At 67.8% G+C, this 13,214-nt stretch carries 12 protein-coding genes; all 12 read left to right on the top strand.

Annotation, left to right across the window (positions count from 1 at the left end; translation table 11 throughout):
• Window positions 1-2 precede the first annotated feature (2 nt).
• The 12 genes from ACSF8R_RS13075 to ACSF8R_RS13020 all read left to right on the top strand — a co-directional run bounded on the left by ACSF8R_RS13075 (window position 3) and on the right by ACSF8R_RS13020 (window position 13,097).
• On the top strand, window positions 3-155 hold the full coding sequence (locus ACSF8R_RS13075) for a hypothetical protein (protein WP_197462131.1): 153 nt from the start codon (window positions 3-5) through the stop codon (window positions 153-155).
• Window positions 156-157: 2 nt separating this feature from the next.
• Window positions 158-1,204, top strand: a complete 1,047-nt coding sequence (locus ACSF8R_RS13070; RefSeq protein WP_062635321.1) for a hypothetical protein — start codon at window positions 158-160, stop codon at window positions 1,202-1,204.
• Window positions 1,205-1,683: 479 nt separating this feature from the next.
• Window positions 1,684-1,950, top strand: coding sequence for a hypothetical protein (locus ACSF8R_RS13065; RefSeq protein ID WP_157523976.1), 267 nt, complete (start codon window positions 1,684-1,686; stop codon window positions 1,948-1,950).
• A gap of 223 nt (window positions 1,951-2,173) precedes the next feature.
• Window positions 2,174-7,201 (top strand): CHC2 zinc finger domain-containing protein, encoded by a 5,028-nt coding sequence (locus ACSF8R_RS13060; RefSeq protein WP_251448576.1) that lies wholly within the window; start codon window positions 2,174-2,176, stop codon window positions 7,199-7,201.
• Complete coding sequence (locus tag ACSF8R_RS13055; protein ID WP_251448581.1) at window positions 7,201-7,776, top strand: DUF1804 family protein; 576 nt, start codon at window positions 7,201-7,203, stop codon at window positions 7,774-7,776. Before ACSF8R_RS13060 ends, ACSF8R_RS13055 begins: the two co-directional genes overlap by 1 nt.
• A 157-nt stretch (window positions 7,777-7,933) precedes the next feature.
• Entirely contained in the window at window positions 7,934-8,362 is a 429-nt protein-coding gene (locus ACSF8R_RS13050) for a hypothetical protein (RefSeq protein ID WP_062635328.1), read from the top strand.
• A 96-nt stretch (window positions 8,363-8,458) separates the two neighbouring features.
• Complete coding sequence (locus ACSF8R_RS13045; RefSeq protein WP_062635330.1) at window positions 8,459-9,181, top strand: hypothetical protein; 723 nt, start codon at window positions 8,459-8,461, stop codon at window positions 9,179-9,181.
• A gap of 7 nt (window positions 9,182-9,188) precedes the next feature.
• Window positions 9,189-9,401, top strand: a complete 213-nt coding sequence (locus ACSF8R_RS13040) for a hypothetical protein (RefSeq protein ID WP_062635331.1) — start codon at window positions 9,189-9,191, stop codon at window positions 9,399-9,401.
• Entirely contained in the window at window positions 9,398-10,069 is a 672-nt protein-coding gene (locus tag ACSF8R_RS13035) for a hypothetical protein (protein ID WP_062635333.1), read from the top strand. The genes ACSF8R_RS13040 and ACSF8R_RS13035 overlap by 4 nt, the downstream gene beginning before the upstream one ends.
• Complete coding sequence (locus ACSF8R_RS13030; protein WP_251448585.1) at window positions 10,066-11,766, top strand: ATP-binding protein; 1,701 nt, start codon at window positions 10,066-10,068, stop codon at window positions 11,764-11,766. The genes ACSF8R_RS13035 and ACSF8R_RS13030 overlap by 4 nt, the downstream gene beginning before the upstream one ends.
• A gap of 21 nt (window positions 11,767-11,787) precedes the next feature.
• Window positions 11,788-12,504 carry an SOS response-associated peptidase gene (locus ACSF8R_RS13025; RefSeq protein WP_285814521.1) on the top strand — a complete coding sequence of 239 codons (717 nt, stop codon included), beginning with the start codon at window positions 11,788-11,790 and terminating at the stop codon, window positions 12,502-12,504.
• Between the two features lie 5 nt (window positions 12,505-12,509).
• The gene (locus tag ACSF8R_RS13020; RefSeq protein WP_251448588.1) at window positions 12,510-13,097 is read left to right on the top strand and encodes a hypothetical protein; all 588 of its coding nucleotides are present in this window, start codon (window positions 12,510-12,512) and stop codon (window positions 13,095-13,097) included.
• Window positions 13,098-13,214 lie beyond the last annotated feature (117 nt).

Here is a 13,214-nt window from a genome sequence, read left to right as displayed (position 1 = left end):
CCATGCGTGTCATTGGGACCATCCGCAGCACCGCCACCGAGCGGATCACCGTCGAGGCGAGCAGCTACCAGGAGGCGCGCGAGCTGCTTGAGACACAGATCCCCGAAGGCCACGAGCTCATCGCCATCCGCACAGACACAGACGCCGACACCTGACCATGGACACACTCGCCACCGACCCGATCCCTGCAGCTCACGCGCGAAGCGCCTGGGCCGCAGGGATCGAGCCCCTGCGCGAAGCATTCCCCCTCCACGCCGACAGGCTCATCCGCGCGATCGCCTACTCACACATCGAGCCCCTCCCCACCCCGATCTTCATCGTCGGCGGAACACCATCGACAAGAGACACCCTTGCCGATGCGCTCGCCGAGCTCGCCGGTGAAGTCGAACGACCACGCATCGACCCACTCACGTTCGCCGGGATCCGCCGTGCCGTAGTCCCCAACAAGCCACTCGTCCTCAACAGCGCCCCCCACGTCAGCCCCCGCTCTCCCCTTAGCGGGCTCGACGAGATCGAGGTAGAGAGCTTCATCTCGTTCTCAACCCCACTCAGCAAAGCATCCGCCCTGATCGTCGCCAGCTCTCAGACAATCCAGCCACTCAGCGCGAATCGCTCCATCACGATCGAGCTGCCCCAGAGACCGCGCAGCGTTCAACCGCTACGCGCCATGGCGAGCGAACCTGCAGCCGCCGGCCGACGCATCATCGCGAGCTACCTGCAACAGAGCACACGCCACCTGGACCTCAACGAGCACGCGATCAACATCGCCCGCCATCCCGACTACGACAAGCCCCGCCGCCTCGGCGCAGCGTTCTACCTCGGCGACACGATCCTGCGCTCCCTCGGGCTCGACACCCCAGCTGCCCCGGCGACCTCATGGCTCAGCCCAGACGACCAGATCGTCTGGGCTCTGCGCGATGCCGTCAGGTATCTCCTCGCAAACGGCGGAGAACTCGCCGACAACGCCAGCGACAGCAAGGAATGGGTGATCGGCCGTGCCGATCGCGACTACCTGTACATCCGGCCAACCGAGGCGCTGCCATTCATCCGAGCCGCCCACGGCGACCCGAATCTCAGTATCAAAGCAATCACCGCGGCGCTGCGGCGCCTGTACCTGATCACATCCAAGACCGGGACTGTGAGCGTGCGGATCGGTGGGGAACCGACCCGCGTCTGGAAGATCCCCACCGACCGCGAGCTCTAACGCGACACGCCGAACAGCAGGGCGGGATCTCTCCCCGACGGGGCCAAAGAGCCCCTCTCGAAGCGACGCCGTCGATATCCCCACGGATCCCGTGCGAACGTAGACGTAACGGGAACCTGCCCCGCCACGCGCATCGGTACACTTTTGAGGTGTACCAACGAATAAGCCATTGATCTGGGGTTTTGCTTCTCGCGGTACACCTGTGATCTGGCAAGGTGTACCAGCAATTTTTGACTCTTGACCAGGCTATTTTCCGTCTCCGGTACACCTGGTACACCTTTTCAGCGCAAGCCCTCACACATGCGCGCCCGCGCGAGGCGAGAAAGGTGTACCAACGGCGATGTCGAACTTTTTCCGGGAACCGATGTCCGCGAAGGGTCCGAGGTTGGGCCTATACCTGACATGGGCGAGAAGACACGGCGGCGGGACACTTCGCGGCAATCCGTGATTCTGATTCAGGATCGTGCTAGAACGGGGACATGCCAGCGACAGCTAACAAGCCGGGACGCCGCAACTACGGCCCTCGTGCGACGAGCACCGTGCGGTACCCGCAGGCGTATCAACCGATTCTTGAGCGCCTCGCCGAGGAAGCAGGAATCCCTCTCAGCAGCTGGCTCGCGCTGGCTGTTTCCAAGCAGGCCGGCCTCGAGATCCCTGACTACGTCCAGGACGAGCTCAAGAAGGCCGAGCATGAGCGTGCTATCCGTGCGACAGAACAGGAGCTTGAGTTGCCACGATCGGCATAAACGACTCGACCCCCTCTGGTCTGCAAACCATCGGGGGTCTTGAGTGCTTTTGGGTCACAGCCTCCTGCAAGAGGCTGATCAGATTTCTGATGCTGCATCAGAGTTCGTCAGTTAGGACGTTCATGATTATAGCCGCGATATTGCGGATGTCTAGCGTTGGTGTGGCCGTCGTGTCGCACCCGCTGGGCGATGCAGCGTGCACCCGAGGGGGTGTGCTGCAGCGATGACGCTTGAGTACACCGGCACGGCGACGGCTACGAACTCCATGGACCGCGTTCTCGAGGCGCTCGAGCGCGGTGGGTGGAAGCCTCGCCGCAACGGGAGCCAGCACATGGCGCTGTGCCCCGTGCACGGTGACGCGATGCCGTCGCTGAGCATCCGTTACGACCGGGCCGGCGGCAAGGTGATGATGCACTGCTTCGGCTGCGGTGATGCCTTCGACCTCCGTGACGTGTGCGGCGCGATCGGCCTGACCGTCAGTGACCTGTTCGACGCGCCACTGCCCGCCGACCGCCGCACCAGTCAGCGCACCCCGAGGGCGAAGCGGCCTTCGCTGCCCCCGCGGCTGACGCAGGATGAGCTCGCCCCCAAGACCCCGGACCTGACGGGCGCGACGTGGCGCCAGGTGAAGGTCTACGAGTACGTCGACGACAACGGCGTCGTCCTGCAGCGGGTCCACCGCGAAGAGACCACCCTGGACGGGCAGCGGCACAAGCGGTTCACCCAGAGCTACCGTGGCGCCAATGGCCGATGGGTCAAGCGCAAGCCGGAAGGCTTCGCCCCCCTGCTCTACAACCTCGCCGCGATCCGCGCAGCGGTCGCCGCCGGCGGGGATGTGTGGCTGCTCGAGGGGGAGAAGGACGCCGACAGCGCGATCGCCGAGGGCCTGGCCGCGACCACCAATGCCGGCGGCGCTACGGCTTTCCCCGCCGAGCTGCTCGAGCACTTCCGGGGCGCCTCGGTCAACCTGGTCGTCGACAACGATCCCGCCGGCGCACAGCGTGCTGCGGGTGTCGGTGCGCAGCTGGCCGAGCTCGGCATCCCGGCGCGGATCTTCCTGCCCAACCTCGACGATCGCAAGTCGGACTTCACAGACCACATGGACGCTGGTGGGACGGTCGCGACGCTCGTCGAGATCACCGTCGACGACGCCCGTGCGATCGTCGCCGCGGCCGAGGCCGACAAGCTCGTGCACGGGCGCACCGGCGTTGCGGTGTGCCTCAAGGAAGCGACCGCGCAGCTCGAGCAGAGCCAGCAGGACCGGGCGACTTCCGAGCAGCACGCCGAGGCGTGGGCGCGGGAGTCCCTCAACCGCCTCGAGCGGATCAAAGCGATCGACCCTGTCCTGACCCCGGAGCAGCTCGGCGATCGCGGCCGCACCGCCCTGCAGGAGTACGCGGCCGCGGTCGCCGAGGGTGCGCGGATCTCCCGTGACACCTACATCGTCGCGGGCCTCGACGTGCCCCAGGCGGTCGCTTCGTCGATCGTCGCGATCCGTCCCGACGTCGAGGAGCAGCCGCCGGCTGAGACCGTCGAGATCACCCCTGCCGCACCCCGCACGCAGACCGGCAGCGGAGGCGGCAACGGGGGAGTGTTCTTCGGGAACGACAACCCCGAGGACCAGCCCGAGAAGCGCCCGTTCATCCAGGGCAACCACTACGACGTCGTCGAGGGGCAGACCGTGCTCATCAAGCACACCCCTGGCGACGAGGACGACAAGTACTTCCGAGTCATGCGCGGGTGGGCGGAGGTTCAGACCGTCGCCATCGAGGACGACGGCACCGACAATGAGATCGCCCGACCCCCGCACCTGTACGTGATCAAGTTCTCCCGGTGGGTTCCGAACGACCGCGGCTACCCGACCCGCGACCCGGACACGGGCCAGTTCAAGACCGAGTCGGTCACCCTGAAGTACACCGAAGACCAGATCCGCGACGGGTCATGGTCAAAGGCGATGCCCTGGCCGGGGTTCCTCGAGTCGAACAGCCGCCGCGGCGCGGATCAGGCGTGGGATGCGATGAACGCGATCAAACCGCCGCGGAACAACAGCATCGTCCACACCACGGTCGGATGGCGCACCGCCGAAACCGGCGACTACTTCGTACACGCCGCAGGCGCGATCGCCAAGGGCGGCGCGGTCGACGTCGACGTGGACGTGGCAAAGACCTCCGACATCTATGCAATGCCCGCCCCCACCACAGACCGCGACGCGCTGCGTCAGGCATGGATCGACGGCACCGTGGCGCTGCGCGAATCTGAGCTCCCGGCCCGCGTGATCGCCCCCCTGCTCGGCCACTCCTGGACCGCCCCGGTCCTGCCCGGCCCGATCCTGCTGCACCTGGTGGGCGGGTTCGCGTCCTACAAGACCTCCCACAGCCGTCTGGCCGTGCAGTACTTCGCACCGAACCTCACCCACAACACCAAGGGCCTGATCTCCGGCGCTGCCGGCGGATCCACCGCGATCGGCCTGCAGCGCACCCTCTCCGCGATCAGCAACGTCCCGGTGATTGTCGATGACTTCGCCCCGGACGGCAACGCCAGCGACGCGATCCGCCGCATCAGCACCCTCGGCCGCACCGTGTTCAACGGCATCGGACGCATCCGCGGCAAGCAGCGCGGCGGCGCCGAGGCCGACCGTCCGATCCTTGCCAGCATCATCACGTCCGGCGAGTTGTCCGCCCAGGGCTCCGCCGACTCCCGCATCGTCAACCTGCCGTTGGACCCCGCCACTCTCAAGAACGGCGGTGAGATCTTCGGGCGCCTCGAGTCCCGCCGTGCCCGCCACGCCCGCGCCCTCATCGGCTCCTCACTCGTGCAGTGGACCGCGGCGCGGCGGCAGCAGCTCGTCGACGACTTCACCGAGGCCGAGGAGGACAGCGAGCACCGCCTGTGCACGCAGGCCTACTGGCGTAAGACCATCCCCAGCCAGAACGGGCACGCTGGCCTCCACGACCGCCTCGTGCAATCCGCTGTGGTCCTGGATCGCGGCATCGTGATCATGCTGATGATGCTCCGCGACCTCGACGTCATCACCGCCGAAGAGGCCAAGGACTTCTACGCCTGGGCGCGTGCCGGCATCGCCGAGGCGATCAGCCTGCAGGACTCGTCCGCATCCGACCCCGCCGAGCAGCTGATGGAGTATCTGCGCGAGGCGATCGCCAACGGCAACGCCCACCTGGCCGGCATGGATGGTGCAGTCCCCGAAGACGCGAGCTCGCTGGGATGGACCGACCATTCCACCGGCATGCACCCGCAGTGGCGCCCCAACGGCCAGCGGGTCGGCATCATCCGCGACCAGCGCCTCTACCTGTTCCCGACCACCGCAGTCGCCGTCGCCCGCCAGATGTCGCAGCGCGCCGACGAAGCATTCAGCGACACCAAGACCTCGCTGTCCTCGTCGATGCTCTCCCACGGGTGGCTCCTCGTCGACGGCGCCGGCAAGCGCAGCGTCGTCCGTCGCACCGGACGCTCGATGCAGCACCGCGTGTGGGACATTCCGCTGTCAGCCCTCACCGGCAGCAACCCCGATGAGCCCTCCGGTGGACCCACCAGCGGAGACGGGGGAGCAGGCCCGGACGACTCGCCCGTGGACTTCCCGGCGCTGTTCGACGCCTCGACCGTCGACGAAGCGCCCACGCCCACTCAGCCGGCGGAGCAGACCCCGCAGTCGGCGCCGCCGGCCCCGGCCGAGCCCGAGCCCGAGCCCGAGCCCGAGCCCGAGCAGCCTGCAGCTGCAGATTCCCCCGTCCCGACCGCGCCCGCACGTCCGAGCACCACGACGTCGGCCGAGGACTTCCGTGCACCGCTGGGCGTGCTCCACACGGACGGGCTCTGGCTGTCCACGGGTGAGCTGATCACCATCCGCGGTCAGCTCGAGCACGCCGGCCAGCTCGCGCAGCTGGCCACGGACCTGAACCTGGGCACCCGCATCAACCAGGGCACGAACGGTGCACGCAAGACCGAGCGCGGCCAGATCTACCTCACGATGGAAGCCGCCCTCGCGCTTGGCCTCCCGCTGGACACCCTGCCCGAATCCACCGACTCCGACTACGGCAAGCTGCTGCGCGAGGCCACCAAGGGGCACCCGTTCATCACCCTGGCGACCGAGGCCGGATTCTCGCTCAGCGGTGACGGCTCCATGACCGGCAGCATCGACGTGTGGCGCGAGGACAACCGCGGCATCGGTGCGCACATCGCGCTCCTGCCCGCCCAGGACTTCCGCTTCATCAGCACGATCCTCGACGGCGACCCGGACCCGGCCACGATCGCCCGCCGCCTGGGCAAGTTCACCGCGGCGCTCAAGTTCCCTTACCGCAGCAGCGCTGGCACTACCGGCACCAAGCTCATGCGCGCACTGCTGCCCCGCGACAAGCACGACGAGATCTACTACCCGCAGGACCGGCCTGCGCCCGTCAAGGACCAGATGATGGCCGAGGGCGACTTCAACTGGCAGCGCAAGCTCTTCGGCGACGAGATCGAGCAGAAGTGGGCGCATGGGTTCGACCGGGGCGGTTCCTACCTCGCCGCTGCAAGCACCGAGGTCGGCGTCGGCGCGCCCACCCACTACGACGGGCCGCTGCAGTTCACCAAGGCCACGAACAAGCCCGGCTACTGGCTGATCACCGCCCCCGAACCGGGCAGCTGGCTCATGCCCGACATCTTCGCCGCGCAGGGCATCGTCCGCGAAGGGTTCGCCGGCTCTCAGATCTGGGTCAGCACACCCACCCTCGAGCTCGCGAGCGAAATGGGCCTCGAGCTCGAGATCCACGAAGCCTGGCTGTGGGATCGCAAGGCCAAGGTCTTCGAGGCCTGGTACAAGCGCATCCGCGACGCCCGCACCACCCTCGACACCACCGACGTCGACGACCAGGCCGCCCGCGACCTGCTCAAGATCGTCTACGCCGCCGCGATCGGCATGCTCGACTACCGCGGCGACCACGACACCCTCGCCGTGTGGGCCCCGCACCGCCACGACATGATCGTCGCCAAGTCCCGCGCCAACATCATCCGCCGCGTCCTCGCCAACGCCGAGCGCACCGGCCGGTGGCCCGTCGCGATCGAGAAGGACACCGTCGTCTACACCAGCGACCACATCGACCCGCTCGAGGCCTGGCCGGGAGACCCCTCCTGGTTCGGCCGCGGCCTGGGGCAGTACAAGTACGAAGGATCCGACCCGCTCGCGCATCACGCCGAGTTCCTCAACGGTGACGGCTCCTACAAGGGCAAGAAGTACCTCGAGGAGCTGATCTGATGGCACTGAGCAAGGTCGCCCAAGCCCGCCAGATGAAAGCGATGTTCGAGGGCCTCACCGGGCAGAAGATCCCCGACTACACCGCCGAGCACCCCGACACCCGCGCCATGCTCCGGTTCCTCTTCCCTGGCAAGAGCGACCGCTTCCCGATCGCGACCGGCCTCGCCGCCAAGAAGCTCGGTGTCTCCCAGGGCACCGTCCAGCGCTGGATCCGCGGCGCGCAGAACCCGCGTGCCGTGATCACCAAGGAGATCACCAAGCGCGTCCGCCAGTCCGTGACCACCCAGCGCGGCCGCGGGCAGCTCGCCAAGCGCGTACAGGCGCAGCTCCCCACCCGGCAGCGCACCATCCGCATCAACGCCCTGCAGGGCCCCTCCTCCGACCCCAACGACAAGAAGTACGTCGCCGAGCGGTTCAGCAACCTCGACATGTCCCCGTTCGAGCAGCAGCAGCTCTACGACGCATGGGTGCAGGGCGGCGACGCCGGCGCAACCGACTACCTCACCGGCATCTACGACACCCGCTACGTCGACGGCTGGCAGTTCCACGGCATCAAGGGCGTCGAGTGGCGCTGATACCGCCGGCCTCCGCGAGACGAACCACCCCTCCCACTGCGTAGCTCCCACCCGCGCCGTTGCTCGAATCCGTCGACCGGCGCGATACGCTCTATGTAGTGAATGTCACGCTTTTATCAGGCGTGACCGGACTGACGATCAGAGAGAGGACCAGCCGATGGCAGCCACCATGCCCGAGCTCGTCGACTACGCCTACATCGCCGAGAAGCTCAACGTCTCTCAGCAGACCGTGCGCGTCTACGCCACCGGCACCAAGCAGCGCAAAGAAGGGTTCCCCAAGTCCGCGCTCCCCGAGGGCGCACGCTCGCCGCTGTTCCACAAGAAGGACGCCGACGCCTTCATCAAGCGGCGCCTCGAGGAGACCGCCGGCAACACCGAGCAGGAGGAAGCCGCGAAGCAGGCCTACGCCGAGCTCGGCCGCGAGATCAACCTGCGCAGCCGCGAGCAGCTGCAGAGCGCCCTCTTCGACGAGCTCGGCCTGCCGAAGACAGAAAACCTCTCCGTCTCCACCCCGGCGCTCAAGAAGCTGTACGACGAGACCGGCTCAGCCTTCGTCGGGCACGTTCTCCGGTTCCGCGGAAAATAGGCCGCAGCGACAGCACGGGCACCCGCGCGTCGTTGACCACGACTGCCGCCGTCGCCTATGCTGTGAATGTCACATTCACTAGGTAGGAGGTTGGTCATGGACGTCTCGTCGACCTACACCGACCCTGCCCCGCTCTGGTTCACCCCCGAAAGCGCCAACGTCGAAGCACTCGAGAAGGCCTGGGGAGCCCGCAAGCTCGGCCAAGTCATGGGCGCCGCCCTCGGCAGCTTCAACCGACTCGGCCACGTCGACGCTGGCACCGCCTCCGAGACATTCGGCGTCTCCGAGGGCACCATCCGCCGATGGATCCGTGACGGCGTCCCACCGCGCCGGATCGGACACGTCATCAGCCTCGTCCGCCCCCCACAGGGCGCCTTCGAGCAGGAGCGGAAAGATCTCGTCTACGCCCGCAGCGCAGTGACCAAGATCTCATCCGACCCCAAGAACGCCGTCGCGCTGTGGGGATACAAGGGGTACCTCGAGCAGTGGGATCTCGCAGTCATCAAGATCAAGGACATGCCGGTCCTCACCGTCCGCATGGCCCGCACCGACCGCGATCGCGCCGCCGACAAGCGCCTCACCGCCGGCGGCAAGCTCGTGGAGATCTCGACCTTCCCGAGCTACTGGGCCGCGGTCGTCGCCCGCAGCGAGCTCCTCGAAGACGTCTACCCCTACCGGGTCCAGCTGCGTAACACCAAGCTCGCCAGCGGCGCCGGCAAAGCCTTCCTCGACGAAGCCCCCCGAAAGCCGCTGCGCTCCTACCGGAAGCAGGCACGCACAACCGTCCGCAAGACCACCGCGGCTGAGGCCAGGGGGTGACCGCCGGATGCTCGCACAGATCCCCATCGACCTCCCCGACGATCACGAGCTGCTCGCCGTCGCCACGATCGCGCTCGACGCGGCAGGGGAGTACAGCCTGAGCATCCACAACATCGTCGACGCCTCGATCAGGATGACTCCCACACAGCAGGCCAACGCGCTGCGGATCCTCGCTACCGGCGCCGAAGCCGAAGCGGTCGGCAGAGAGGACATCCCATGAGCGAACGGATGCTCGTCGCGCTCGCGGGCCTCGTCGCGCTCGCGGGTCTCGCCGCGGGCGGCGCGATCTTCGCCCCGCTCACCGGGATGCCCTGGGCTGATGCTCTCCTCGCTCCCGGCATCTTCCTCGCCGCGATGGCCATGATCATCGGTGTGTGGTTCCTCGTCCTGCACATCATGTGGCGCGCGGACCCAATCTGGGAAGCTGGCGGCGCGATCGCCATCGACGACAGTCACAACCTCACCCTCTCCGCGAAGAGGTTCCTCCGACCCGCCGAGCCGGTCACCACCGTCAATCTCGACCAGGCCACCGTTGCGACCTGGTACATCAGCCCGTTCAGCAGATCCGGCACGCTCAGGATCCAGCTGTGGGACCACGATCCGCAGATCACCTTCGGGATCTTCGGTCTCACGCCCCAGGCCGGCGCGGAGCCGCTCGTCGAGATCTCCACCCGCATCCTCGACGCCTCACCCACCGCCACGGCGCGCCTGCAGTACTACCTCGAGCACCGCATCGACGCCGGCACCCTGGACTGCAACTTCACCCCTCACAACTTCCAGCCCATCCCCGAGCTCCTGCCTCCCCTTGAGCCAGGCGTCACGTTCAGCGCAGACGGCCGCGAGATCCGCTACCGCAGGCCCGACCCCGACCCCGACGAGACATCATGAACGGCCTGCATGTCGCCGAGGGCGTAGACCTCCCGCTCGAGCTCATCACCAGCTCCAACGGCATCCTGGCCAAGAAGGGTGCAGGCAAGACCAGCGCAGCCGTCGTGCTGCTCGAGGAGATGCACCAGGTGGGCGTGCCCGTCATCGTCGTCGACCCCAAGGGCGACTGGTACGGCATCCGCACGTCGGTAGACGGGGATCGGCCAGGATTGCCGATCCCTGTGCTCGGCGGGCGTCACGGTGACGTCCCGCTCGACTCCACCGCCGGCGAGCTCGTCGCGGACCTGCTCGTCGACCAGAAGCTCTCCGCCATCCTCGACGTCAGCGAGTTCACCAAAGCCGAGCTGCGGCGCTTCCTCAGAGCGTTCGGCGATCGCTTCTACCGCCGTGCCGATCGCACCCCCACACATTTCTTCCTCGAGGAGTGCCACGAGTACCTGCCGCAGCAGGTCCGCGGTGAGAACGCTGCGCTCGTCGAGACCTGGCAGCGCATCGTCAAGCAGGGCCGATTCAAGGGCCTCGGGATCACGATGGCCTCCCAGCGCAGCGCAGCGGTCAACAAGGACGTCCTCACCCAGATCGACAACCTGTTCGTGCTGCGCACCACCGCACCGCAGGACCGCGACGCGATCAAGGCGTGGATCGACGTGCACGCCGACTCCAAGAGCATCCTCGCCGACCTGCCCACGCTGCAGACCGGCGAATGCTGGCTCTGGCAGCCCGAGCGCGGCGAGCCTCTCAAGTTCCGCTTCCGCATGCGCCACACCTTCGACGCCGGCACCACACCGCGTATCGGCGAGATCGCGTCCTCGCCCACCCGAACCACGCTCGCCGACGTCGACCTCGACGCGATCGCCGCGGCGATCACCCCCCAGCGAGAGACCAGCAGCGACGACGCCGCACACCTGCGCGCCGAGAACATCAGACTGCGCCGTGAGCTCGCAGCCGCGACGTCGGCGCCGCCGCGCGAGAGGATCGTCGAGATCCCCGTCCCCGCCCCCGTCGACGCCGCCACGATCGACGCCCTCCGCCGCGCGATCGCCGACCTCTCGGCCGCGGTCGACCAGCTCGCCGCCGATCCTCCCGCCGGCCCCACGCCGCGCGCTGTGCGCGCGGTTCCCCCAACCACGAAGCCAAAGACATCTCCGGCCGAAGAACCGGCCTCGACGAACGGCACCAAGGCAGACGCGCCAGCGCTGCGCAGCGGCGCGCAGCGGATGATCCTCGCCCTCGGCCGCATGGCACCGCTACGCCTCACCAAGAGCCAGTGGGGGACCGTCGCCCGCCTCAAGACCACCGGCGGAACCTGGTCTACCTACCTCTCCGACATCCGCCGCGCCGGCTTCCTCGACGAGAACACAGCCGGCTACACCCTCACCGACGCCGGCTTCGACTACCTCGGCGGTCGCCCCGACCCCCTCACCCCACGCGAGCTCCAAGACCACTACCGCTCCGTCCTCCGCCGCGGCGCAGCCGCGATGCTCGACGCGCTGATCAACGCCTACCCCGACAGCCTCAGCAGGGAAGACCTCGGCGCCGCGGCCGACATCGCCACGACCGGCGGCACCTTCTCCACCTACCTCTCCGACCTCACCCGCAACGGTCTCGCCCGCAAGACCGACACCGGCCTGGTCGCCACCGACATCCTCATGAACGGTGCCGAGCTCGAGCACGCGACATCCTCGCCAGGTGTCTGAGACCGGAGATACGCTGCAACGATGTGCGGGCGCTTCGCGATGGACTCACGGGTGAACGAAGAGATCACCGATTTCGTCACGCGCACCGGCCGCAAGCCCGAGGACTGGCGCGCCGACTGGGAAGCCAACTACAACATCGCACCGACACAGCGGATCCCCATGCTCATCGACTCCGCGAAAACCGGCGAGCTCCGCTTCGAGCAGGCGCACTGGTCCCTCGTGCCGGCATGGAGCGACACCCTCAAGCTCAAGTACCCGACGTTCAACGCCCGCGCCGAGACGCTGACCAGCAAGAGCACCTGGCGTAAGCCGCTGCAGACCCAACGAGCGATCATCCTCGCTCGCGGATTCTACGAGTGGACGGGGGAGAAGGGCTCCAAGCAGCCCTGGTTCATCCACGACCCGCACAGCGAGCTCCTCGGCCTCGCCGGTCTCTACTCCTGGTGGCCCGACCGCACCAAGCCTGACGACGACCCCGACCGCTGGGTGCTCACCGCGACCATCGTCACATCGGATGCCGTGCAGACCCTCGCTGGCATCCACGATCGCAACCCCGTCATCCTCCCCGAGCACATGTGGCTGCACTGGCTCGATCCGTCCCTCGTCGGCGACCAGGGCCTCGTCGACGAGGCCGTGCACGCCGGCGTCGCCGAGGCATCCGGCCTCGAGTTCGACGCCGTCGCCCCGTTCGGCATCCGTGCCAACGGTCCCGAGCTCCTCGAGCCCCTGCCGCAGTAAGCCCCATGACATCCGCACCGACCTACTGGCACGGCGGCTGCCCAGGACTCGAGATCGGCACTCGACTGCTCAGCCCACGCGACGCCGCGGCCGCCGGCCTGCGGATCCCGTACACACCCCGAGAGCGCCCCGAGCTCGGCATCGTCTCACGCACCGACCGCGTCTACTTCTCCACCAACCAGGACTTCGCCCGCGCCTTCGCATTCCAGACCGAGATCACCACACCCTCCGGCACGCTCACATCCCGCGGCACCCTCTACGCCGTCGCCCCCACCGGCCCGGTCGACGAAGATCCCGACTTCGCCGGCCACAACGTCTCCTGGCGCGCGCCCGGCGCCATCATCACCGAGATCGTCGAGACCAACGTCCTCATGCGCACCCGAGACGCCACCCGCGCCATCGGCAGCTACGCCAGCTGGGACGACGGCAGGCCGATGTACCTCGAGGACGGCCGACTCTGCGTCACCTGGCAGATGGAGAGCCACGGCATCACCCAGGCCACCGTCGACGAGATCGTGCGCCCGTGGACTCCCGTCGAAACCGCACTCGAGCGCATCCACGCGGCCACCACCCGCAACCGCCACACCCGCTGACGCGGGGGAGCAGCCGACCGCGATCCGAGGCGTCGGCCGAGCGCAGCGAGCCGGCGCCGGGCCCTGCCACGACAAACAGCACCCACGACCGCGGCCGGCTCGCCGGCTGCCCGAGGC

Source organism: Microbacterium sp. bgisy189, assembly GCF_965345345.1.
In the GTDB taxonomy this organism is placed as follows: domain Bacteria; phylum Actinomycetota; class Actinomycetes; order Actinomycetales; family Microbacteriaceae; genus Microbacterium.
Note: the sequence above shows the minus strand (reverse complement) of the source record. Positions and strands in the feature narration are given on the sequence as shown.